Annotated in this window: 17 protein-coding genes; 7 read left to right on the top strand and 10 right to left on the bottom strand. The window is 71.4% G+C overall.

What is annotated here, in order from left to right:
• Positions 1 to 74 precede the first annotated feature (74 nt).
• Positions 75 to 1,100 carry a hypothetical protein gene (locus IEZ13_RS27895; protein ID WP_183217960.1) on the bottom strand — a complete coding sequence of 342 codons (1,026 nt, stop codon included), beginning with the start codon at positions 1,098 to 1,100 and terminating at the stop codon, positions 75 to 77.
• Positions 1,101 to 1,215: 115 nt separating this feature from the next.
• Between IEZ13_RS27895 and IEZ13_RS27890 the strand changes: the two genes are divergently transcribed.
• Positions 1,216 to 2,379: an MFS transporter gene (locus tag IEZ13_RS27890; RefSeq protein WP_183217962.1), complete on the top strand. Its 1,164-nt coding sequence runs from the start codon at positions 1,216 to 1,218 to the stop codon at positions 2,377 to 2,379.
• Positions 2,380 to 2,402: 23 nt separating this feature from the next.
• Complete coding sequence (locus IEZ13_RS27885; RefSeq protein ID WP_183218401.1) at positions 2,403 to 2,750, top strand: hypothetical protein; 348 nt, start codon at positions 2,403 to 2,405, stop codon at positions 2,748 to 2,750.
• A 3-nt stretch (positions 2,751 to 2,753) separates the two neighbouring features.
• Here the strand turns inward: IEZ13_RS27885 and IEZ13_RS27880 are convergent, their stop codons facing one another.
• Positions 2,754 to 3,017: a hypothetical protein gene (locus IEZ13_RS27880; RefSeq protein ID WP_183217964.1), complete on the bottom strand. Its 264-nt coding sequence runs from the start codon at positions 3,015 to 3,017 to the stop codon at positions 2,754 to 2,756.
• Positions 3,018 to 3,300: 283 nt separating this feature from the next.
• Here IEZ13_RS27880 and IEZ13_RS47755 point away from each other — a divergent pair, with 283 nt between their 5' ends.
• Complete coding sequence (locus IEZ13_RS47755; protein ID WP_183217966.1) at positions 3,301 to 4,005, top strand: DivIVA domain-containing protein; 705 nt, start codon at positions 3,301 to 3,303, stop codon at positions 4,003 to 4,005.
• 57 nt (positions 4,006 to 4,062) lie between these two features.
• Here IEZ13_RS47755 and IEZ13_RS27870 read toward each other — a convergent pair whose 3' ends face one another.
• Together IEZ13_RS27870 and IEZ13_RS27865 are read right to left on the bottom strand one after the other, a co-directional pair.
• The gene (locus tag IEZ13_RS27870) at positions 4,063 to 5,709 is read right to left on the bottom strand and encodes a M28 family metallopeptidase (protein WP_183217968.1); all 1,647 of its coding nucleotides are present in this window, start codon (positions 5,707 to 5,709) and stop codon (positions 4,063 to 4,065) included.
• A gap of 39 nt (positions 5,710 to 5,748) precedes the next feature.
• A complete protein-coding gene (locus IEZ13_RS27865; RefSeq protein WP_183217970.1) occupies positions 5,749 to 6,330 on the bottom strand; it encodes a hypothetical protein in 582 nt (193 codons plus the stop codon).
• Between the two features lie 126 nt (positions 6,331 to 6,456).
• Between IEZ13_RS27865 and IEZ13_RS27860 the strand changes: the two genes are divergently transcribed.
• Positions 6,457 to 10,509, top strand: coding sequence for a CHAT domain-containing protein (locus tag IEZ13_RS27860; RefSeq protein ID WP_183217971.1), 4,053 nt, complete (start codon positions 6,457 to 6,459; stop codon positions 10,507 to 10,509).
• A 13-nt stretch (positions 10,510 to 10,522) separates the two neighbouring features.
• Here the strand turns inward: IEZ13_RS27860 and IEZ13_RS27855 are convergent, their stop codons facing one another.
• On the bottom strand, positions 10,523 to 13,582 hold the full coding sequence (locus IEZ13_RS27855; RefSeq protein WP_183217974.1) for an RICIN domain-containing protein: 3,060 nt from the start codon (positions 13,580 to 13,582) through the stop codon (positions 10,523 to 10,525).
• A 94-nt stretch (positions 13,583 to 13,676) separates the two neighbouring features.
• Positions 13,677 to 18,509 (bottom strand): family 43 glycosylhydrolase, encoded by a 4,833-nt coding sequence (locus IEZ13_RS27850; RefSeq protein WP_183217976.1) that lies wholly within the window; start codon positions 18,507 to 18,509, stop codon positions 13,677 to 13,679.
• Positions 18,510 to 18,606: 97 nt separating this feature from the next.
• On the opposite strand from IEZ13_RS27850, the gene IEZ13_RS27845 reads away from it, so the two are divergent.
• On the top strand, positions 18,607 to 19,230 hold the full coding sequence (locus tag IEZ13_RS27845; RefSeq protein ID WP_229795097.1) for a TetR/AcrR family transcriptional regulator: 624 nt from the start codon (positions 18,607 to 18,609) through the stop codon (positions 19,228 to 19,230).
• A gap of 104 nt (positions 19,231 to 19,334) precedes the next feature.
• The gene (locus IEZ13_RS27840; RefSeq protein ID WP_183217980.1) at positions 19,335 to 19,673 is read left to right on the top strand and encodes a DoxX family protein; all 339 of its coding nucleotides are present in this window, start codon (positions 19,335 to 19,337) and stop codon (positions 19,671 to 19,673) included.
• 165 nt (positions 19,674 to 19,838) lie between these two features.
• Here IEZ13_RS27840 and IEZ13_RS27835 read toward each other — a convergent pair whose 3' ends face one another.
• The 3 genes from IEZ13_RS27835 to IEZ13_RS27825 are packed head-to-tail and all read right to left on the bottom strand — an operon-like array spanning position 19,839 to position 22,126.
• Complete coding sequence (locus tag IEZ13_RS27835; protein ID WP_183217982.1) at positions 19,839 to 20,978, bottom strand: FAD-dependent oxidoreductase; 1,140 nt, start codon at positions 20,976 to 20,978, stop codon at positions 19,839 to 19,841.
• 60 nt (positions 20,979 to 21,038) lie between these two features.
• Entirely contained in the window at positions 21,039 to 21,422 is a 384-nt protein-coding gene (locus IEZ13_RS27830; RefSeq protein ID WP_183217984.1) for a J domain-containing protein, read from the bottom strand.
• Positions 21,419 to 22,126 carry a hypothetical protein gene (locus IEZ13_RS27825; RefSeq protein WP_183217985.1) on the bottom strand — a complete coding sequence of 236 codons (708 nt, stop codon included), beginning with the start codon at positions 22,124 to 22,126 and terminating at the stop codon, positions 21,419 to 21,421. The genes IEZ13_RS27830 and IEZ13_RS27825 overlap by 4 nt, the downstream gene beginning before the upstream one ends.
• 174 nt (positions 22,127 to 22,300) lie before the next feature.
• Here IEZ13_RS27825 and IEZ13_RS27820 point away from each other — a divergent pair, with 174 nt between their 5' ends.
• A complete protein-coding gene (locus IEZ13_RS27820) occupies positions 22,301 to 22,936 on the top strand; it encodes a hypothetical protein (RefSeq protein ID WP_183217987.1) in 636 nt (211 codons plus the stop codon).
• Between the two features lie 318 nt (positions 22,937 to 23,254).
• Here the strand turns inward: IEZ13_RS27820 and IEZ13_RS27815 are convergent, their stop codons facing one another.
• The gene (locus tag IEZ13_RS27815; protein WP_183217989.1) at positions 23,255 to 23,695 is read right to left on the bottom strand and encodes a hypothetical protein; all 441 of its coding nucleotides are present in this window, start codon (positions 23,693 to 23,695) and stop codon (positions 23,255 to 23,257) included.
• Between the last annotated feature and the right edge of the window lie 9 nt (positions 23,696 to 23,704).

Here is a 23,704-nt window from a genome sequence, read left to right as displayed (position 1 = left end):
GCCGATTGCCTCAGCGCTCACACCGCCATCTTAGTCACCAGCCGTGCGGGGGATAGCGGCTGCCGCTGCCCTGATCAGCTGAGGGTGGCGGCTTGGAGGTCGACGTTTCCGCACGTGGGGTGGTGGACGGCGGTGGCGGTCCAGGTGACGGTCAGCCTGGAGCCGGCCTTGGCGCGGTAGCGGATCTCGAAGCGCCGGGTGCTGATCGCCTCGCGGTTCTCCAGCGTGCGGGTGGCGCTCGCGCCGTCCACGGTGACGGTGAGGCGGCCGGCGGCCATCCACACGCCGGCGTAGACACGCAGCGTGCGGGTCGCCGGCCCGGCCGGGGCCCGCAGCGTGATGGTGGCGCCCTGGCCGCAGGCGTAGACGCCGGTCGGGGTGCGGCCGGCCGAGCCGGTCGGGGTGCCGCCGGACCAGCGGTAGAGCTGCGGATTGTTGTCGTAGCGGCCGCGCGGGCTGCCACCCAGGTCCTCGATCTGGGCGGTGCCGCTGCGGCGGTTCACCGAGTCGGCGCCGGTGAGGCCCCAGTGCACCCAGTCGCGGGAGCCCTCGGCGCTCAGGTCGACCACCGACGGGATCGTGCCCGCGGTGACCGACACCGGGGGGGTGACCGGCGCCGGCGTCGCGGAGGGGGAGCGCGGGGCGGTGGTCGGGACGCGGGTGTGCACCGGGCCGGCCGAGAACGAGGGCGGGGGTGCGATCGAGACCGGCACCTCCGGTTCCGCCGACGGGGTCGTCAGGGACCAGTAGCCGTCGGGCAGGTCGGCCGGCAGCGGCGCCGGCGGGGCGGCCGCGGGCGTGGTGGCCGGGTCGCCGGCGCCGGCCATCTGGACGATGCCGATCACCACGAGGGTGCCGGCGGCCGAGGCGGCGGCGAGACGCCACCAGCGGCGGCCGGAGCGGTGCCGCCCGATGTGGATTCCGTCCGTGGTCCCGCCGGGTTTCGCGAGCACGAGCTCCTTCGACGGTGGCGCGGCGGGCAGTGCCCGGCGTGCCGGGCGGCCGGGCAGTGCCCGGGCGCCGGCGGGCGGCCGGCCACCCGAGGCGAGCCAACCGCCGATCCGCAGCCGGCTGGGTCCCTCATCGTCCCGGTCGTGCACCGCTGTGAACTCCGTAAGTCGTCCGGACGAGAACCGGGACTAACATACGGGTTCCGTGGGGGTCTGTCGATCGATGTACCCCCATGACATCGAAGCGTTTCGCTACGGTGGGCCGGTGCGCACCCGGATCATCGCGATGTCGGCCCTCGCCGCGTCGGCCTTCTGCTACGTGGCCACCGAGACGATGCCCATCGGCATCCTTTCGCTGATCGCCGGAGACCTGGGCGTCTCGCGCGCGGCCGTGGGTCTTCTCATCACCGGGTACGCCGTGACGGTCGCGATCGTGACGATCCCCCTGACCTACGGCACCCGAAACATCCCGCGCCGCCGGCTGCTCGTCGCCCTGCTGTTCGCCCTGACCGTGGCGAACCTGCTGTCCGCCCTGGCGCCCACCTACGGGGTGCTGCTCGCCGCCCGGCTGTGCGCCGCCCTCTCCCAGGCGATCTTCTGGGCCGTGGTGGCCCCGGTCGTCGCCGCCATGTTCGACGTGACCGTCCGCGGCCGGGTCAGCGCCGTGGTGTTCGCGGGCGCGTCGCTCGGCCCGATGCTCGGTGTCCCGGCCGGCGCCTGGCTCGGCCAGCAGTACGGCTGGCGGTCCGCGTTCCTGGCCCTGACCGGGCTCGCGCTGGCCGCCTTCATCGCCCTGCTGGCCGGCATGCCGGACGTGCGGGTCGCGGAGACCCACGCGGCCACCGGCACCAGTCCGGACGCCCGCCGGTACGCCGTCGTCGTCGCGGTGACCACCCTGTCGGTTGCCGGGCTGTACACGGCTTTCACGTACACCGAAGTGTTCCTGACGGCGGTGACCGGGTTCGCGGCCGCAGCCGTCGCACCCCTGCTGTTGGCCCGCGGTCTCGCCGATTTCGCGGGCATCGCGGCGGGCGGCTACGCCAGTGACCGCTGGCAGCGCGGCGCCGTCACCGGATCGGTGCTGCTGGTGGCGGCCGCCCTGATCGCCCAGTACGCGGTCGGCGAGTCCCGCCCGGTGACCGCGGTCCTGCTGGCGGTCACCGGTTTCGGCATCGGCGCGCTCACCCCGGCCCTGCAGAACCGGGTCCTCGAGGTGGCGCCCGGCAGCACCGACATGGCCTCGGCCGGCAACTCGGTGGCGTTCAACGTCGGCATCGCGGGCGGCTCGCTGCTCGGCGCGGCGGTGCTCAGCGGGCCGGGCGCCCGGGCGACCGCGCTGGCCGGCGGACTGCTCGCCCTGCTGGCGCTGCTGCTCTTCGCGGCCGAGCCGGTGATCGCCCGCCGGACCCCGGTGACGATCCGCAGGTGAGCGCCCTGGCAAGCTTCCGAGTCGTGGAAGCATTGCGGCTGATTCTTCTCTTCATACACCTGGTCGGGTTCGCGCTGCTGCTCGGCGGCGCCATCACGCAGTTCCTGTCCGGCAAGTTCCGGATCAACCCGGCGATCCTGTGGGGCTCCATCATCCAGCTGGCAAGCGGCATCGCGCTCTCCGCGCCGCTGCGTGGCGGCGGCGACGATGAGCCCGATCCGGTCAAGCTCGGCGTGAAGCTGCTCCTCGCCGTGATGATCTTCATCATGGTCTTCATCCCGCGTAAGCGCGACGAGGTCAACAAAGGCCACTTCATCGGCATCATCACGCTCACCCTGGTGAACGCGGCCGTCGCGGTCTTCTGGCACTGAGCTTTAGCAGTACAGCTTGTAACCGGCGTCGAACCCGCGGTCCAACCCCACCGCGTAACCGCGCCAGTAGTCGTTGTCCTTGATGCTCTGCGCCCGGATCGGTTTCTTGCAATCGGTCCGGGCGAACTCCAGCCCGTACGCGAAGCCGTCCTTGTATCCCTGCCGGAACTCACGCCCACCGGGCGGCGCGGCGGCGGTGGCCGGCGCGACCGGGCTCAGCAGGGCCGTGATCAGGCAGAACACGATTCCGAATCGTCTTGCCCTCATCTTCGGGAATCTACGCCGGGAGCCGGGCCGTGTCCGCCGGATCCGGCGATCCGCCTTTATCACGTTCGCGCCGCCGATGTGGGGTAACGTGCGAGTCTGCTCAGCGCCCGCGAACTCCAGTGTGATGCGGACGTCCGGGACGTGCGCGCCGCTTCGGGCGCCGGTAGTCTCGGTGGGATTTCGCGGGGCCCCAGCCTGCTTGATCATGCCCACGGCAGGGGCACAGGGCCGTTGCGTAGGATTTCGGGCCGCACGACCCAAACGAGGGGAACCGAGGAGCACGATGCCGCTCACTCCAGCTGACATTCACAACGTGGCGTTCAAGAAGCCGCCGATCGGGAAGCGCGGATACGACGAGGAAGAGGTCGACGCCTTCCTGGACGAGGTGGAGGGGGAGCTGACCCGCCTCCTGGAGGAGAACGGCGCCCTGAAGGACACGCTCGCGCGCGGCGGGGGCGGGGGCGGCGGCAACCCGGCCGCGACCATGGTCCTCAACAACGAGTTCGCCGACCTGGCCGCCCAGCTGGAGCGGCTCCAGGAGGCCCGGGCCCGCGCCGAGCAGAACGCGCGGAACATGCAGTCCCAGCTCGAGCGGGCGCGCAGCCAGGCCGCCCCGTCCGGTGCGATGCCGACCATCGCCGGCGACGACGACCGCAACTCGCGGGTGCTGATGATGGCTCAGCGGACCGCCGACGAGCACATGCGCGACGCGCAGCGCGAGTCGGAGACGGTGATCACCAACGCCCGCGACAAGGCCGACCAGCTCACCAGCGAGGCGCAGATCAAGGCGGCCACCATCGAGTCGGACGCCCGCCGCAACCACACCGAGGCCATGGACAGCCTGGTGGAGAAGCGGGCCGCCGCGCTCGACGAGATCGAGCGGCTGGCTCAGCTCGCCACCAGCTACCAGGAGGCGCTGACCAACCACGTCCAGCAGCAGCTGATGGACCTGACCGCGGCGCCCGAGCCGGGCGGCCGCGACATCTGACAGCCGAACGGAGAAGGCCCGCCCCGATGCCGGGGCGGGCCTTCCTCGTTCAGTGCGTCACGCCGCCGGGCGGTGGACGTGCTCGTCGCCACCGTCACCGGTGTTGAAGGTGCCCTGCGGACCGGCCGGGGCCGGCAGCTTGATCGGCTTACCGGGGACCGGCTTACCCTTCACACCGTTCACCGACTCGGTCGAGAAGGCGTAGGTGAGCTGGGCGAAGGCGATCAGGTCGCTGTTGATCTCCAGCGCCTTCAGGTTCAGGTTGTCGATCTTGTCGCCGGGCTGGTGATAGTTCGGGTCGAACGACGCGCCGGCCGTGCCACCCCAGATCGCCGCCTGCTGCTCGGTCTTGACGACCTCGGCGCCGGTGAAGAGGCCACCCGACGCGATGCCCGCCTCGATGAACGCCTGGTAGTCGGAACGACCGGAGAACTCGGCGTCGTCGTAGGGCTGGCCCTTCCAGGTGTAGTACGACTCGAAGAGGTCCTCGAGCGCGGTCGAGCCCTCCGGCACCACGACCGGCGCCGGGAACGACGACTGGTCCGCGTCGTACACCTGGAAGATGTAGTTCGGCGAGCCGACCATGTCGTAGTTCAGGTAGAGCGCGATCTTGTCCTTCTCGGCCTGCGGCAGCTCCTCGACGTACGCCGTGGAACCGATCAGGCCCTCCTCCTCGGCGCCCCAGAAAGCGAACCGCAGGCTGTTCTGCGGCTTGCTCTTGGCCAGGGTCAGCGCGGTCTCCAGGATCGCGGCCGAGCCGGAGCCGTTGTCGTTGATGCCCGGGCCCTCGGTCACGCTGTCCAGGTGCGAGCCGGCGAACACGATGTTGTTCTTGTTCCGGCCGGGCAGGTCGGCGATCACGTTGTAGTCGGTCCGGGTCTCCGACGGCAGCACCCGCACGTGCGCGGTCGAGCCGGCCGCGGCCAGCGCCGAACCGTCGGCGAAGCTGGCGCCGACAACCGGGATGGTGACGCCGTGGTCCACGCCCAGGGTGCCGACGATCAGGCCCTCACGGGTCGGGTCGTTGCCCTGGTTGAAGATGATCACGGCCTCCGCGCCGGCCGCCTGCGCGTTCTGCGCCTTGACGGCGAAGCTGCACGCCGCGCCCTCCGGGGTGGTGCCACCGCGCTGGATCAGGGCGATGTCGTTCGCCCCGGTGAAGTTCAGGCCGGTGAAGTCGTCGGCCGAGCAGCCACTGGTGGTGGCCCGGTCGCCGGTCAGGTTGACGTCCACCGGGATGACCGTGCCGGTGACCTCACCGGACTGGCTGTTGGTGAAGGCGCCGGTCGCGTACTCCGCGCTCACCGGGGTGAGCTGCTCGAGCAGTGCCGGGTAGTTGAAGGTGAACTCGAACGGGTCCAGAGTCACCTTGTAACCGGCCTTGCGAAGCAGCGCCGACACGTAGCGGACGCTGTTCGCATACCCCTCGGTGCCCGCGGCACGGCTGCCCGGGTAGTACACGTCGTCGTTCCGGTCAGCGATCTTCTGGAACACCTTCAGGTGGTCCAGCACGCCGTCCACCGTCACGCACTTGAGCACCTCGGCGTACGTGTCGTTGGCGTTCTTGTCGCACCGGTCGCCATGCCCGTGACCGCCCGCCGACGCGGCGGTGGCCGGGGCGACGGTCAGTACGGTGGCGACGGCCGCCGCGCTGATGACTCGGAACGATCGACGCCGGGTTGGCGTCACGTCGTCGTGACTCATCTATCTGCTCCCCCTGTCCTTTTTGGAACCAGGATCACGTTAGAAGACACGAGCGTCGATGGCCAGGCCCTTGCGGCGTGGGCGAACCGCCAGCCAGCAGAAAAGCCCGAGCAGGGACAGGCCGATAACGGTCGCCGTCCACTCGAAGGCGATGAAATCGACATCCGCCGACGGCATCGGTCCCACCCGCCCGGCCGGGTCGGCGACCACCCACAGCGTCTCGCCCGGGCCCAGCCGATCCTCCGGCCCGGCCCACCGGCCCAGATCGTCGAGGCTGCCCACCTCGGTGAGCCGATACCAGCGGTAGCCGTCCAGTTCGGCCTCCGCGATGTCCATGACCACCGCGGTGGTCTCCCGCCCGCCCGCCACCAGGACCGTCTTCTGCGAGGTGTCACCGGCGACGACGCAGAGCAGGACCGCCGCCAGCGCCGCCGCCACCGCGGGGCCGTGCCGTGGCCGGACCACCCAGGCGTTGAGCGCCATCGCGCCGCCGCAGGCCAGGATCGGGCCGATCAGCGCCGGATAGCCGGACAGCGTGAGGAACGGGACGAGCGCGGCCGTCGATGCCGCCGCCAGATAGAAGCCGAGACCGAGAAAGAACCTCACCCGGGGAGTACGCACGCATGCGAGTGTGCCGATCGATGTCACGGCGCACCTCTCACCGGTTCGGCCGATCCCTCCCGGATGATCGGCTTCGGCGCACGTCCGGTGTGCACACTCGCGGGCGGTGGGCGGATATGGTCGGGCATGGATACCGGCCTGGTGGTCGACGACACGCACTTCGAGGTGCTGGCCGCCGGCGCGCGGATCGGGCCGCGCCGCGAGATCGGCACGGCGGACGAGGTGCTGCTCGCGGATCTCGGCGAGCGATATGTGCGGGCGGTGCGGGCCGGCTCGGGTCACGATGTCTTCACCACGCTCGGCCGTGAGCTGTGGTCCTGGCTGGACGGCGACGAGGCCCAGCTCATCGCGTTGCTGGACCAGGCGGCGGCACCGCTGATCTTCGAGGTCCGCGGCCCGCGGAGCCCGTCGGCGCGGGCGTGGGCCGTGCTGCGGGCGCCGTTCGAGCTGCTGGCGCATCCGGTCGAGGGGTTCCTCGCCGCGAACCCGTTGTCCCGGTTCTGTGTGGTGCGGCGGCTCGGGCGGCCGGACCCCCTGCCGGAGCCGGATGGTTTCCGGCTGGGCCTGGCGTTCATGGCGTCGTCGCCGCGACGCCATGACGAGCTCGATTTCGAGGCGGAGGAGGCGGCGATCCTCGATGCGATCGACGAGACCCGGGTCGATCTCGTGGTCGAGGACACCGGCAACCCGGTGCAGCTCGGCCGCCGGCTCGCCGACCTGGGTGGGCTGCCCGTGGTGCACCTGTCCTGCCACGGCACGAACCGGCATCCGGGCGATGCCGGGGCGCCGGTGCTGCTCATGGAGGACGAGGTCGGCGACGATCTGCCGGTCACCGCCGCGGTTCTGGCCGGGTCGCTGAGCCGGATGCCGCGGCTGCTGTTCGTGTCGGCGTGCCTCACGGCCACGGCGGCGACCGAGTCGGGGCACCTGCCGGGTGGCGCCGGCCGCCGTTCCGAGGACCACGTCGGCGGTCCGGGCGGGCTGCTCGCCCACTCGATGGCCACGGCGCTGGTGTCCGCGGGCGTGCCGGCGGTGCTCGGCTGGGACGGTTCGGTCGGCGACCGGTCAGCGACCCTGTTCGCGAGGCACCTGTACGCCCGGCTGAGCGACCACACCGACTTGGCGCCGGCCGTCGGCGACGCCGTCCGCGCCCTGCTGAACTCGCCCGACGACACGGTCCGCCCCGACTGGCACCTGGCTCGCCTGTGGTTGGGGCCGTCCGGCGGTGGCCGTCTGGTGTCCGGTACGAGACGGCGTTCCCGGGTGTCTCCGGTGCACGGCACGAGAGTGTTCCTGGACCGGAAACGGCACATCCCGGTAACCGCCCCGGAGATGTTCGTGGGCCGTCGCCCGGAGCTGCAACGGGCGCTGCGGGCCCTGCGGTCCGGACAGCACGCCGGGGTGCTGCTGCACGGGCAGGGCCGGCTCGGCAAGTCCAGCCTGGCGGCCCGGATCGCGGACCGGCGCCCCGACCTGGTCCCGGCCGTCGTCTTCGGTGACTATTCGGCGGCCGCGATCCTGGACGCGGTGGCCGAAGCCGTCCGTACCGATCCGGCCGCCCGGTCGATGGTCGCCTCCCGGCGGGAACTCGCCACGGAGCGCCCGGAGGCGTTGGAGGCGCTGCTCACCGACCTGTTGGCCGGGCCGTGCGCGCAGGCCGGGGACGGCTGCCCACTGCTCTTGATCATTGACGACCTGGAGCGGTTGCTCCAGGTCGGCGAATCGGGCCTGCCGACGGTCGATCGAGAGGCGGCGCCGGTCCTGGCCGCCGTGCTGCGGGCCTTCGACCCGGCCGGGACCGACAGCCGCCTGCTGCTGACCAGCCGGTTCCGGTTCGCTCTGGGCGGTCTGGAGGAGCGGCTCAAGGCGGTGTCGCTGCGGCCTCTGTCGACGGTCGCCCAGCACAAGCTGCTCGGCCGGCAGCAGGCGCGGACCAGCCCGGAGCGGTGGGCGGAGCGGTCCGTGCTCGCCGAGCGGGCGGTGGCGGTCAGCCGGGGCAATCCCGGGTTGCAGGACCTCATCGGATCACGCCTGGTCCTCAACGACGGGGTCGACCTGGCGCGGGCCGAGGCGGTGGTCGCCGAGATGGAGGTCTACCTGAACCAGGGCGAGCTGCCGAAGGAGGCGGAGGTTCGAGGCTTCCTGGAGAACCTGGCCCTCGACGCGCTCCTGGAACAGGCCGGCCCGCGGCACCGAGCACTGCTGCGGGATCTCACCGTCTTTCAGGTTCCGGTGCCGAAGGCGGCCGTGACGGTCCTGGCCCGGCGCTCCGGCGGGTCGGCGGCCCGGCTTCTCGGGCTGGGCCTGGTGGACGCGGCACCGGATCTCTTCGACCCGCGGAAGGTTGCGGTCGCCGCCAACGCGCTGACCGCCGGCCGACTCGACCCACTCACCGACGCCGAGAGCGCCGAGCTGGCCCGGATCGTCGTCGAGCCGCTGTTCACGGCCTGGGGTGGGGCCGACGGCGCGGTCCGGCGTCACCTCGATCTCGAGCTGCAACTGGCCGTGCTCGCACTTCGAGCGGACGATCCGCGGGTCACCGGGTGCTGTGCGGCCAACGCCATTCACGTGCTCCGCACCGGGCCGGCCGTGGAGGCGTTCGAATTCGGGGAGGCCGCGATCGATCTGCTGGACCGGCACCGACACCCCGTGCCGGTGAATCTGCTCCGGTTCACCGCTGATGCCGCCCGTGTCAGTGGCGACGGCGAGGCTGCCGGCCGGCTGCTGACCCGTGCCGTCGAGCAGACACGCGACGGCGGTGCCGACGAGGACATGCTGGTGGGTCAGGCCCGGGTCCTGGCGGAGTACGGCACCTACCTGATCGGCCGTGGCGAACTGGATGAGGCGGCCGAGTTGCTGAACCGCGCATATCAGCTGTTCGTCGCGGTGGACAACGAGCATGAGGCCGCGGTCTGTCAGGGGACGATCTCCGACATCCTGCACCGGCGTGGTGAGTTCGACGAGGTTCTGCGGATCCTTCGGGACATCGTCCTGCCGGTGCACGAGCGCAGCGGTGAGCTGAGCTCGGTGGCGGCCTGTTGGAGCAAGATCACCGACGTCCTGTATCTGCGGGGTGAGTTCGACGAGGCTCTGCGGATCTGCCACGAGATCGTGATGCCGATCCACGAGCGCCTGGGTGACGACCACGGGGTCGCGGTGACCTGGGGCCGGATCGCCGATGTCGAGTACATGCGCGGTGACTACGGGGAGAGCCTGCACATTCGCCGGGATGTCGTGCTGCCGGTCTACGAGAGGCTCGGTGACGTCTACTCGACCGCCGTCTGCTGGGGCAAGATCGCCGACATTCTGTACCGGCAGGACGAGTTCGACGAGGTGCTGCGGATCCGCCGTGAGGTCGAGCTGCCGATCTACGAACGACTCGGTGACGGCCGTTCCGTCGCGCTGTGCTGGGGCGAGATTGCCGACGTCCTGGAACATCGCGGTGAGCTCGACGAGGTGCTGCGGATCCGCCGGGACGTCGTGCTGCCGGTCCACCAGGCACTCGGTGACGTGCGTTCGGTCGCGCTGTGCTGGGGGAAGATCGCCGGCATCCTGGCCGAACGCGGCGAGTACGACGAGGCCTTGCGGATCCTCCACGAGGACGAGATGCCGGTCCACGAACGGCTCGGGAGCGCCCGTTCCGTCGCCCTCTGCTGGGGCCGGATCGCCGACATCAAGGAGCAGCGCGGTGAGATCGACGAGGCGCTGGAGATCCGCCGGGAGCGGGAACTACCGGTCTACGAGCGGCAGGGCGACTTCGAATCGGAGGCCGTGACCTGTGGTCAGATCGGCGACGACCTCTGTGTGCAGAAGAAGTACGACGAAGCCCTGACCTGGCAGCTGAGGCGTCTGCGCCTCTTCCAGAAGGTGCGGAATCCGCGGGCGGCCACCTGGGCCCGGGCGGACCTGGCTGCCATCCACCTGATGCTCGACGAGGTGCAGACCGCCTTCGACGAGCTGGCCGACGTGTTCCTGAGCTTCCGGCGACTCGGCGTGCCGTTGGGCATGGCGCGGGTCGGGCCGATGCTGGGCCGGATGATCATCGCGGCCGGTGAGCCCGACGCGGCCCGCCGGGTCCTGGACGACACCCTCGCCGCCGCCGAGGAGGCCGGCGTTCCGGATTCCGCCGCCCAGGCCCGCGAACTGCTGGCCCGCCTGTCCGAGGAACAGCCGGGATGAGGCGCCGGGACGGTCAGCGGCGGCGGATCGGTTCCACCCGGTAGGTGGTGTGGTTCGCGCCGTCCTCACTGGTGGTGGTGACGGTGTGGGTGCGGCCGGAGCGGGTGACGGCGACGACCGCGTACGGGTCGGTGGCGGTCGCTGTCACGCATGCGCGGGACGGGTCTCGGACCGGGACCCGGTAGGAGGTCACCGACGGGTCGAAGTTCGGGACCGGTTTTCCGTCCACCAGGAGCGCGGCCACCGACGCTTCGGTGCCCAGGCCGGGCGCTTTCGCGTACACCTGAAGCTCGGAGACGGTGAGGTAACCGTCGGGCGTGGGCGTCAGCCGAAGGCAGAAGGGGCCGGTGCGGCCGGGGGTGAGCGGGATGTCGACGGCGAGCGAGGAGACCGCGACGGGTGACCCGGTCACCTCGCAGGCCCCGGACGCCGACGGCGTGCCGGCCTGGACCGTGGTGGCGATGCCGCCGCCGGAGGCGCTGTCCCGATAGAGGTGCAGCACCGCGCGCCCGGCCGACGCCCCGGCCGGAAGGGTGACGGTGAGCGTCTCGGCCGGGTTGCGCCCCGACGGCTTCCAGTTGGACCAGGCCTTGTCGGTGGTGTTCCCGTTGGTGAGCCCGGCTGTCGAGTAGCCGCCCTCGGTGTAGGAGGCGGTCACCGTGAGGCCGTCGACCAGGCCCTCGGACGGCGCGGTGACCTGGACCCGTGCGGTCGCCGGCAGGGTCTGGCCGGGGACGACCGTCGCGGTGCCGGCCACCGTGACCACACCGGTCGTCTCGAAGGTTCCCGGCTCCCAGGTCACCGGCAGGGTGGCCCGTCCGCCGTGCCGTCCGGTGGCGACGACGGTGGCGGGCATGGCCGGGGCGCCGCCGGCGTACGCCTTGGCCCGTCCCGGTTCGGTGCCGGTCCACACGTCGACCGCGACGTGCGCGACGGCCGGGACCGGCTTGCCGAGGGCGTCGACGGCCGTGCCGTGAACGAGCACGGTGCCCGGCTTCCGCCATTTCGAGGCGGCGGGCAGGGTCCAGGTGGCCGGCAGGGCGCGGCTCTCGCCGCTGGGCAGGACGGTGGTCACCGTGGCGGGCAGGTCCGGCACACGGCCGGGCACGGTGTGGGTCAGAGCGACTTCGGTACGCCCGACGGTCTCGTCCTTGAGTGTCCACCGCTGGTGGGCTCCGGAGCTGGGCTGCCAGACGCCGACCGGCGACCCGTCCGCGGTGGCCTCCCCGCTCACCTCGAGGAGCCGCCGTGCACCCAGGTTGACCAGCGTGTACGTCCCGTCGCCGGTGGTCGAGACGGTCCACAGCGCACCGTCGTCGACGGTCCCGGCGGTTTCGGTGACCGCCTTGCCGTCCCGGACGGCGAGCCGTTGCCCGGTGCCCGCGTTGATCAGCTCGTAGCGTTCGCCCTCGACGTTGCGCGCCGTCCACAGCTGGTCGGCCGCGGCCGCGTCGTTGGTCCGGATGACGAGCCCGGCACCGGACGGGGTCAGCGACCGTTTGCCGGCCACGCCCTCGAACCGGTAGACGCGGTCGGCCCGCAGGTGGGCGGTGTCGGCGGCGCTGACCCGGTCGACGAGGAACGTGGTGACCGACTGGGCCGGAACAGTGAGGGTGGCCTGGCGGCCGCTCACCCGCACCGGCGTGCCCCGAACCAGCTTGCCGTCGGCGCTGGTCACGACCGGAGTAACCGTCGACCGATTTGACAGCTTAAATCCGGACAGGTCGAGGGTTACGTTCTCCTCGGCCGTGCCGGGGTTCGAGTGGACGACCGTGACGCCGGTGGCATTGACCGCCGCCACACTACGCGTATCGCTGACCTTGACGAACCGGTCGCCGGGGCGGATGTAGTGGGTGAAGTTCCGGATCGTGTCGAACTTGGTGTTCGTCTTTATCGGGCAAGTCTCCAGAGTATCCGAAATGTCGCAATTAAAGGGGATATGAATGCTGCCCCATTGCAGATTCCCCTCGGCCACCATGTTCTTCGCGTCCTCGACCGGCTGCCACAGCACCCACGCCGACGGCTCCAGCTCCCGCAGGTCGTCGATGATCCGCTGAGCCATCCCGAGGCCCGAGTCCATGCTGGTGAAGTCCCTGCCCCAGCTGCCCTCGACCTCGCTCATCCACAGCGGCCGCCGCTCGGCCTTGGCGATGTCCCGTACGGCGGTCCGCTGCCCGGTCCCGTACGTGTGCACGTTGATCCGGTCGACGGCGTCCCGGGCGGCCGGCGTCAGGCCGTACCAGTCGGTGATGAGCCGTCCCGGGTTGGTCTCGTCCGGAGCCGCGATCGCGCGGTCCGGCGCGGCGCGCCGCAGCGCCTCGATCACCGCGGCCTGCGACGCGGGTCCGGCGTGCGCGCCCTCCTGGCGCCCGCCGGTGGGCTGGCCGTCAGACCCCAGAGTGGTACGCCAGTAGTCCGTGTTCGGCTCGTTGAGCGGCTCGATGGTGTCGACCGTGATGCCGTGCGCCCGCTCCAGGTGCTCGGTGACCCGGACCAGGTAGGTGGCGAAGTCGTCGAGCGTGTCGGCGCGGATCTGGTCGGTGTTCGCGTCGAAGCCGCCGCTGACGTACCCGCTGACGGTCTGGAACCAGGGCGGCGAGTTGCTGAACGTCTCCCAGGAGGTGACCCGGTCCTTGATCCGGTCCACCCACCAGCGCTGGTTCGGGTCGGCGTCCCAGTTCCAGTGCTCCGGGTTCTCCGGGTCCCACCAGTCCTTGTCGCCGGGCCCGTAGGTGGCCGGCGCGTTCCACCAGCCCGGCACGTCGCCGCCGGGGCGCAGGTAGGACGGTACGGTCGGGGCGTTGCCGCCGCCGATGTTGTAGCGGGCGATGTTGAGGTTCAGGCCGTCCTCGCCGTAGAGCAGGTCGGCGAGCCGGTCGCGGATCTCGTCGGGGTAGCCGCCGGTGGCGTGGGCGAGCCAGGCGAGGCTGGTGCCCCAGCCCTCCCACTCGGGTCCCCGGTAGCTCGGGTCGATGGTGATCGTCGTGGTGGCCGCGGCGGCGGTGGCCGCCGGTGGCGCGGCCAGGGGTGCGGCGGCCAGAACCGTGGCCGCGAAAAGCGCTCGAATCTTCATCGCAGTCCTTGCGTACGGGGATGTTTACGTAAACATTTGTGATTCTGAATGTCAACGAGGGCGGGCCAGGGCATGGCCCTGGCCCGCTGAAACGTCAGACGGTGACGCCGCCGCCGTCCAGGTGAGCGTCCCGCACCTCGTGCACGAGCTTGCCGGTACGGGTGTCCCAGATCCGGATCAGGATCCGGTCCCTCTTCCCGTCGATCACGGTGACCTGCATCGTGAAGCCCGCGCCGCTGCCGAAGAAGGTGGCGGTCGGGCCGAGGATCAGCGCCGGGGTGAGGCTCGACGACGTGAAGACCCCCTGGGGGGTGCTGATCCACGCGGTCCCGCCACCGCGCTTGGCCACGAACGCGAAGTCCGTGGTCCCGCTCCAGCCGCTGCCGGCCACCTGCCCGGCGCGCGGCTGGTGCACCGTCACGAACGGCAGGACCCCGGTGGCCGGGGCGCCGCTGTCGTCGCGCACCGTGACCGACGGCCGGTAGACCCCGGCGGCGGTGTACCGGTGCCGCACCGTGCACACGCCCCCGGCGATCGTGCCCTCCGACATGCTGCCGTCGCCCCACGTCGCCGTGCAGGTGAGGGTGTCGCCGCTGCCCGGGTCGCTGACCGGGAGGGTCCGGACCACCTCGGTCTTCACGGCGACCGGCGCGTCCGGGGCGGGACGTCCGCCCGGCACGGTGACCACCGGCGCTGCGTTGACGATGGTGATCGTCGCCGAGTCGTGGCTACGGCCGGCGGTCAGCGTGACCGTGTAGTCGCCCTCGTCGGCGCAGGTCACCGTGGTCGCCGCCGCGTGCGGGTCGGCGAAGACGCAGCCGTCGGAGTCGGCGGTCCACGTCGCCCGGTTGGCGTCGTTGGAGACCGTCCCGCTCAGGGTGACGGCGCTGCCCTCGACCCCGCCGGCGTCCGGCCCGGCCGACACGATGGTCACCGGGTCGATGCTCGTCAGCGTCGGCACGACCGGTTTGATCGCCCCGTCCGCGGTGAACTCCAGCCGGTCGATCGTGGTCTCCCGGTGCGTGCCGTCGCCGCCCGGCATCGCGAACCGGTGGTAGGCGGTGTACCAGTCGCCGGTGCCGGGGACGCGGACCACCGAGTGGTGGCCGGTCCCGAGGATGCCCAGCGACGCGTCCTTCGACAGGATCACGCCGACCCGGTCGCTCCACGGCCCGAGCGGGGACGAGCCGGTCGCGTACGCCACCCGGTAGTCCGCACTACGGGTGTCGTTCTCCGACCACATGAAGTAGTAGACGCCGTCCCGCTTGATGACGAAGCTGCCCTCGTTGTAGTTCGTGGGCCGGTAGGTCCGGACCGCGGCGGAGTCGAACGACACCATGTCGTCGTTCAGCGGCACCTGGTACGAGTTGCCGTTGCCCCAGTACAGGTAGGACTTCCCGTCGTCGTCGGTGAACACCGCCGGGTCGATCATCTGCCCGCTGTAGGCGCCGGCCGCGACCAGCGGTTTGCCGAGCGCGTCGGTGAACGGCCCGGCGGGGGAGTCGGCCACCGCCACGCCCAGGTGCTTGGCCGTGTTGCCGGTGGCCATGCCGCCCGAGAAGTAGAGGTAGTACTTCCCGTCCCGCTGGGCGATCGTCGGCGCCCACGCGCTGTTGTCGGCCCAGGTCACGTCCGGCCCGAGGTCCAGGATCACCCCGTGGTCGGTCCAGTCGACCAGGTTCTTCGAGGAGAACGCGTGGAACTGGGTGCCGGACCACCCGGCGAACCCGTCGGTGGTGGCGTGGATCCAGAACGTGTCGCCGAAGACCGAGATGTTCGGGTCGGCGTACAGCCCGGGGATGACCGGCGACTTCATGACCAGCGCCTTGACCGTCCACGCACGTGAGGTCCCGTCAGCGGCGGTCACCGTGTAGGTCACCGGCGAGGTGAAGTCCCGGGCGCCGGCCGGGGTGACGGTGCTTCCCCGCGCGAGGGTGAAGGCCGGGGACAGCGAGGTGACGTCGGTTCCGGGCTTGACCGGCAGCGTCACCGTCGACGCCGCGTCATCGATGATCGCGTCGACCTTCAAAGCCTCAAGATCAACATCACCGACCGATGTGGTACGCCCGGCGAGCTCCAGGATCTCCGACGGCGACAGGGCGGTGTCGTAGATCCGGAAGTCGTCGACCTCGCCCGCGTAGTACGGGTCCGCCGCGTAGAGCGACCGCCCGACATAACCGCTGTACGCCTTCGTCGCGTCGTACAGATCAGCGGGTTTGACCGTGACCCCGGTCGCGGAGGCGACGCGCGTGCCGTTGAGGTACATGGCCGCGTTCGCCCCGTCGATCGTCACCGCGATGTGCTGCCAGGCGCCGCCCGGCAGGGCCGCGTTGTGCGCCAGCTTCGACTCCGCCGACCAGCTCCCCGTGGTGATCGCGGAGTAGAGGACGTTGCCGCCGTTGCGCGGTCCGGTGAACAGGTACCTGTTGCTGTCCGGCCCGAGGGCGTAGATCCACTGGTTGATCGTGGTGGACGCGGTCCACTTGGCCCACACCGAGACGGTCGCCGCCTGAGCGCCCTTGAGCACGCCGTTCGGGATGGTGACGTACGGCGAGCTGGCGCCCCCGGCCATCTTGAACGAGCCGTCCTGCACACCGGCGCCCCACGCCGGAGTGCGCACGTAGGTGCCGTTGAAGTCGTTGCCGGAGGTGTCCCGGGCGACCGTGCCGCTCGTCTCGTCGAACTGGTAGCGCAGCCGCAGACCGATCGCCGGGGTGGGCGGCTCCTCGTACTTCGCGGAGATCCGGTCGTACTCGGCCCTGGTCACCGGCAGGACCGTGCCGTGCCGCGGGCGCGACGGCAGGCTGTAGGTGGGCTCCGGCGTCCACACGCCCGAGTCGAGGTCGGTGGTGGAGAACGGGACGTAGCCGCGGCCGCCGTACTCGTCGATGAACAGGTACCACCTGTCCTCGGTGTTCGACTTGAACACCAGCGGGCCCTCGCCGCGGGACAGTGCGCCGGAGCCGATGCACTCGGCCACGAAGTCCCACTCCAGGTCCAGCAGGTCGGCTGCCCTCTCCTGGATCAGGAACTTGCTGCACGGCGACGACGAGGAGTTGTTCCGCTCGTCCTTGGTGATCCGGTGGTAGACGCCCTCGTGCTCGACGATCGTGGAGTCGATCACCGAGTAGCCGGGGTCCTTCCACACCTTCGGCTCGCTGAACGTGTGGAAGTCGCGGGTGGTCGCGTACATCATCCGGTTGTAGGTGCTGCCGGTGTGGTTCGGGTCGTCCTCGGCGTAGAGCTTCGAGGCCCAGAAGACCACGTACGCCCCGAGCTCCCTCGAGTAGAACGCCTCCGGCGCCCAGGTGTTGCCGGCCGTGTCCGGGGAGACCTTCACCAGCCGCTGGTCGGTCCAGTTGACCAGGTCGGTCGACTCCCACACCATGATCGACTTACTGCCGGAGCGCTGCGAGGCGTCCCAGTCCCCGTTGCCGTAGATCTTGAGGTCGGTGGCGATCTGGTAGAACTTGTCGCCCTCCGGCGAGCGGATGATGAACGGGTCGCGCAGTCCGGTGGTGCCCTTCGTCGAGGTCAGCACCGGGTTGCCGGCGTTGATCTCGCGCCAGCTCAGCGGGTTGTTCCCGTTGCTCAGCGCGTTGTAGATCTGCTCCCCGTTCGCGTAGCCCTCCCCGGTGAAGTAGCTGAACAGGTAGCCCTCGTACGGCGCCGCGGCCGGCAGCGGCGGAACGGTCGCGGTGAACTCCCGGGTCGCCGTCGCCGTGCCGTAGGTGACCGTCGCGGTCAGCGTGACCGTCCTCGCGGCCGAACCCGTGGCGGGGCGGTGCACCTCGCCGGTGGCCGAGATGACCGCCGGGTCGCTGGAGGCCCAGGTCGCGTTCGAGGGGAGGGCGAGGTTTCCGCGTACGTCGTCGACGTCGTGCACGACGAGAGCCGCGGCCGCGGCAGCCGCGTTGGCCGCGTCGTCGAACGCGGCCTCGACCGTCACCTCGAACGTCTTGGTGGCCGAGGCGCCGCCCCGGCTCAGCGTCGCGGTGAGCGTGGCGTGCGCGTCCGGCTCCCCGGCGGCCGGCCGGGTGATCCGCCCGCCGTCGGTGATCACGCCGGAGTCGTCGCTGCTCCAGGTCACCCTCGAGCCGTTCGGCGCGGTCGCCGGCAGGGTCAGGTCGGCGGTGACCCCGCTGGTGTCGCCCAGGTTCAGAGCGGCCAGGTCGGCCGCGACCGACTCGGTGTTGGCCGGCGCGGCCAGGGTCTCCACCTCGGCCGCGGACAGCGCCCGGTCGTAGACCCGCACGTCGCGCAGACCGCCCTTGAGATAGCGGTCGCCGGTGTAGACCGAGCGGCCGAAGTAGTTGGCGGTCGTCGAACCGCCGCCGATCGCGCTCGGCAGGACACCGACCGCGGTGTTGGTGGCCACCGCGACGCCGTCCTCGTAGAGCGTGCCGGTCGTGCCGGTCTGCGTGTAGGTGACCGTCTTCCAGGCGTTACGGGCCAGGTTGTAGCCGGTCGCGGGCCGGGTGTTCTGCTCGCCGGACCAGTTGCCCAGCGAGATCGCGTTCCGGAACGAGTTGCCGGTGGCGAACAGGTAGCCGTTGCCGTACCCGGTCGTGGTGTCGGTGTTGCCGAAGCCGTAGAGGAAGTAGGGCGTCGGCTGGGCACTGTCGATCTTGACGTCGAAGGAGACGCTGATCGAGTCCATATCGCGCAGCAGGTGGTCGGGCGCCTTGATGTAGGTGTCGGTGCCGTTGAGACCCAGGCCCTGGTCGCCGGACCAGGACGGGGTGCCGAGCACGGCGCCGTCCCGGCCGTTGCCGGACGAGTCGGTGGCGACCGCCCCGGTGGACTCGTCCAGCCGGTACCAGAGGACCAGGCCGTCGGTGGCGGCGGCCGCGGGCGCGGGGGCGACCAGGGTTCCGGCCAGCAGCGCCAGGCCGGCAAGGGGCGCTAACAGAAGCCTCGAGTGCATGTCTCTCCTTGCTGAGGACAGCAACGTAACGGGGGTGTTGCCAGAGTGTTAGCGCTCACAGCGGGAACGTCAAGAGTCGATGTGCGATAGTCCGGCAGTGAGTGAGAGAGGCCGGCGGCGCGACGCCGAGGAGAACCGGGACCGGATCCTGCGGGCGGCCCGGACACTGCTCGCCCGCCAGCCCGCGGCCAGTATGGACGACCTCGCCCAGGCCGCCGGCGTGGTCCGCCGTACCGTCTACGCCCACTTCCCCAACCGGGACGCCCTGCTGGCCGGGCTCGCCGACCGCTGCGCGACCGACCTGCTGGACGCGCTCGCGGTCACCGACCGGGCCGCCCTCGAACCGGAGGTGGCGCTCGCCGACTTCGCCCTCACCGTGTGGGCGGCCGGCGAGCAGTACCGCCTGCTGATCTCCCTGGCCGAGACCGGCCTCGGCATGGCCGGGCTGCGCGAGCTGCTCCACCCGATCGCCGAACAGAGCTATCAGCTGCTGGTCCGGGGCCGGGAGCGGGGCCGGTTCGCCACCCACCTGCCGCTGCCGGTGCTCAGCGTCGCGCTCCAGGCCATGACGCTGGCCATGATGCGGGCGGTCAACGACGGGCTGTGGGCCGACGACGGCACTCGCTCCACGGTCGGGCTCCTGGTCGCCGCCGGGCTCACCCCGGCGGCCGCCGAGGAGGCCATCCGCCGGGCCCGCGAGCCGCTCAACCACCCCGTCTGAGGCCCGGCCCGCGAGCCGCGTCACAACCCGTTGCGTCCCGTCCGGCGCCCGGCCTAACCTGCACGTGCCTGTGCAGTTTGTCGCCGTCCGTTCGGAGTGACCTCGTGAACACCGTGCTCGCCGGCATCGTCATCGTCTTCTTCGGCGTTCAGGGCCTGGCCCGCCTCGCCGCCGCACGCGAGGAGCAGCTCGCCGCGGCGTACCACTTCGGAGTCTCGCTGGGGGAGTACCGGAAGTTCTCCGCCCTGCTCATCGCCGGCAGCATCGGTGTGGCCGCCGGACTGGCCGTCCCGGTCCTCGGCGTCGCGTCGGCCGTCGGCCTCATCGTGCTCATGGTGATCGCGGCCGGATTGCGCTGGCTCTGCCAGGACGGGGCGTGGCGGATCGCGGTGCCGCTGGTCGTCGCCGCACTCACGGCGGGTTACCTCACCACGGCCGGCTGACCGACGCCCCGGCCGGGGCTCCGCCCGGCCACCCGGCTGGGGCCGGCCGGACCACCGATCTTCGCCCGGCGGCGCCTCGCGGGCGGGACCACCCACGGGATCGCGGTGCGCTACGGGACCCTCTGGATGCGGTTGGGGACCTTGCAGCCCGTACCCGGAAAGGTTTCAAGGGGTGGGGAAAGGGTGGCGGAGCGGGTCGTAGGTGGTGCGGTAGGTGCGCGGGCCGATCCGGGGGAGCAGCAGGTCACGGAGCCAGACCGGCAGGGCGGCGGCCCGGGAGAAGCGGTCGGTGGCGGCCTGTACGTGGGTGACCCGGCCCCGGCGCAGTTGTTCGTAGCGGGCGCCCGCGCCGTCCCAGTCGCCGTCGGCGAGCAGGTCCGCCAGGACCAGACCGTCCTCGACGGCCAGCGCCGCGCCCTGCGCCCAGACGGGGGCGGTGGCGTGGGCCGCGTCGCCGACCAGCACGCAGTTGCCGGCGGCCCACGTGCCGGTGCGGACCTCCTCGACCGGGGAGTGGTAGAGATCGGTCAGCCCGTCCAGAACCCGGCGGACCGGGGCCGGATAGTCACCGAACGTGTTCCGGAGCCAGCCGGCGTCCGCGCTCACCGTGCCGCCACCGGTGGCCGATGCGTAACCGTAGACGGTGTCGTCGTCGACCGGGATCAGCAGGAACGCGCCGCCCTTGCCGGACCAGACCGTCCAGCAGTCGACACCCGGGTTGGGCGCCATGAAACGCCAGCTCGCGGCACTGAGCAGCGCCGACTGTGTGCCGGAGCGGCCGCCCGCCGAGCCGGGCTCGCCGGCGGAGGGTGCCGGGCCGTCGATCGCGGTGGCCCGGACGATCGAGTGGACGCCGTCGGCGCCCACGACGAAGTCGAACGTCTTGACGGTGCCGTCACCGAAGGTGACCTCAGCGCCGTCGGCGGACGGGCGCACGCCGGTCACCGCGAGTGGCCGGCGAACCGTGGCGTCCAGGCCGTCGGCCAGCAGGGCGAGCAGATCGGAGCGCCGCACGCAGCGGGGCCGCGCCTCCGGGCCCCAGAACGCGTCCTCGTCGACGGCGAAGAGCAGCCGGTCGCGGGCCGAGCGGTACTCCCGGCGGCGCGTGGTGCGGCCGAGCTTCTGGAGACCGTCGGCGAGGCCGAGGGCGGCGAAACCGGTCACGGCGTTGCCGGGCAGGTTGATCGCCAGGCCGCCGGCGTCGGTGTCGCCACGCTCGGCGACGGTGACCGGCACGTCCCGGCGGCGCAGCGCCCGGGCCGTGGCCAGGCCGGCGATGCCGCCACCCACCACAAGTACGTCCATGACGACCCAGGCTCCCCTCATTCGCCGTCATCGTTGGATGAGTGGCGTCAACCGGACAGTTCAGCGGCCGGCCCCCATGAGCCCGAGCAGGCAGCCGACGAAGCATACGAGGGTCACGACGGCGAGGGTGATCAGCACGGCCCGGAGTGTGCCGCCACCGGACGGCGGCGGCACGTGGTAGTGGTACGGCGACGTGTACGTGGGCGGCGGCGGCCCCGGGACACGCGAGTTGTCGTACTCCCGCCGCAGTGTGTCGTCGAGCAGGATGTCCGCCGCCGTGTTGATCAGCTTGGCCCGGTCGCCGTCACCCGCCCCGCCGTCCGGGTGCGCCTCGCGCTGGCGGTCCCGCCGGGCCCGGCTGATCTCCTGCCGGGTCGCGGTCGGAGCCACGCCGAGCACCCGGTAGGGGTCGTGCCCGTGCAGATCCCGGAACCGGCCGGTCACTTCCGGACCCGGAACCGGCGGCAGTTCAGCCGCCAACTGGCCGCCTCGCCGCGCAGCACCCCGGAACCGGCCACGACCGTCGCCCACCGATCGTCGTGCAGGTAGCCGAACACCTTCCAGTCGCGCTGGGTGGCCGTCTCCCACTGGAAGATCTCCCGCTCGCCGCGGGGTGGCTCGGCCGCGTCCCGGAACGGTTTCTGCATCAGCCGTTGCGCCTGTTCGGGCAGGTGGCCGAGGAAGTCCCGCAGTTCCTGGGACATCCGGTCCAGCACGGGGGAGCCGGGCATCCGCTCCACCCCGGTCCTGGCGGGACTGCTTCCACCGGAAGTCTCGGTGATCTCCTTCAGGAGGGCGGTCTCCGGGCTCACGAGGATCAGCTCGGTGAACTCGTGGCTACGCCCGTTCGGGGTGGCCTTCACCAGCGCCCGATCACCCAGCAGCATGGCGGTGACCAGGCCGTCGTCGACCCGTGCCCAGCGCTCCAGCGGCTGCCCGGCCCGCCGGGCGAGCACACCGCGGACCTCCGGGTTCAGCCGGTTCCACGCCTCGTCGGGGTCGACCGCCGGAAAGAACTCGATCTCACCCGGCCGGTGCACCGGAACCGGCCGGCCTTCGCCACGTTTGTCGGCGCCCCGGGCCAGAGCCCGCTCCCGGTCGGCGGCGCCGCGCCGATCCTCCCTGAACCGTTCCCGCTCGTCAGACACGGTCCCACGCTATCGACGGATGTTCTGTCCGTCAGTACCCGATCAAGCGATGTGCACTCAGGACATCGTCCACACCGAAGACCCACAACGGACAGTTTCGGCACTCGGACGTGGTCTGCCCCTGTTCAGGCCACTCTGTACCTGCCAGGCTGGCGGCCGAGCAAGGGGGATGCAATGCCTGGATTCCGGGAGATTCAGCAGCAGGAGGCGGAGCAGATCGCCGCCGGCTGGAAGTCGATGGTCGGGATGATCGAGCACCTGAGCGCGGGCCGGCCGGTCCAGCCGGTGCAACCGACGATCATGTGCCGGCCGGGCGAGGAACAGTACGGCACGCTGCCCGCGGACGTGAGCCTCTACTGCGGCGCCGACTACTCGTACTCGGGCGGCACCTTCGCCTCCGGTGGCCTGCTGTTCACCGCCGCCGCGATGGCCGCCGGCGCCGCCTACCACGCGAACCAGCGGCGCAAGGCCGAGGAGGCGTCCCGCCCGCAGTGGCGGCCGTGGGGCCGGTTCCCGGCGATCATCACGAACCGGCGGGTGCTGCTGATGATCGAGCAGTGGTCCAGCTTCGAGCTAGAGCACCTGCTGATGATCGAGCCGAGCCCGATGCAGTACTCGGTGGCCCTGCACTTCGAGGGCTCCTACCCGATCATGCTGCGCGGGCCGTGGGTGCCCTGGGCGACCGTCACCCTGTGCGGGGCGATGTTCGGCAAGCCGTGGCCGCCCGGCTTCGTGCCGCCGCCCGAGCTCCAGGGCATCGGTGGCCCGGCCCCGCAGGCACCCCAGCAGGAGCTGCCGCCCGGCCCTTAGATCAACCCCGTTCCCGGTACGCGTGACGCCGCTCCCAACCACATCGGACCCGTCCCGCCCAGCCCCGCGATCTTCCTGCCCACTCCCGCCTTTGCCGCGCCCGCCGGGCTGAGCTCGGTGGTCCCGCGGGCCGGCCCCTGCCCACTCCAGCCCTTGCCGCCGCTCACCCCGCCCGGCAAGCGCCGCTCCCGGGCGGGGTGGGTGCACGCCATCCTGGATCTGTGGGCGCCCACGTGGCCTATGAGCTCGGCAGGCGCACGCGCAGTGCCTTCCGTGTGCGCCTGCCCGTCGGGGATGGCGTCACGCGTACAAGAAAGGTCAGTTGGGGGTGAAAAGGCCCTGCAGGCCCACGATGATCGCGATGATGCCGAAGACCGCGACCAGCAGCGCCGGGCCGGCGAGATCGGCCGGAGCGACCGCGACCGTCGCCGGCTCGGGCGAAGAGGAGGGCGACGGAGCGGCCGGGGTGGTCACGGGGGTGGCCGGGACCAGTGGCCTACGGCCGGTCAGGCGCTCCCAGGCCAGCAGGACGCCGACCGCGATCCCGACCACCTCGAAGTGGAACAGGTGCGGCCCGGAGACCAGGTGCACGATGAGGAAGTAGCCGCCCGCGACCAGGGCGACGATCCCGACCAGCCAGCGCCACGGGGCGATCCGCGCGGTGACCCTGGCGACGACCGGGAAGCGGCCGAGCAGGGGAATGGCGAGCAGCAGCCCGCCGACGATGTTCGCGATGTCGAGCAGCAGGGCCATCAGCATGGCGGAAGC

The organism is Actinoplanes campanulatus (assembly GCF_014647795.1).
GTDB lineage: Bacteria > Actinomycetota > Actinomycetes > Mycobacteriales > Micromonosporaceae > Actinoplanes > Actinoplanes campanulatus.
Note: the sequence above shows the minus strand (reverse complement) of the source record. Positions and strands in the feature narration are given on the sequence as shown.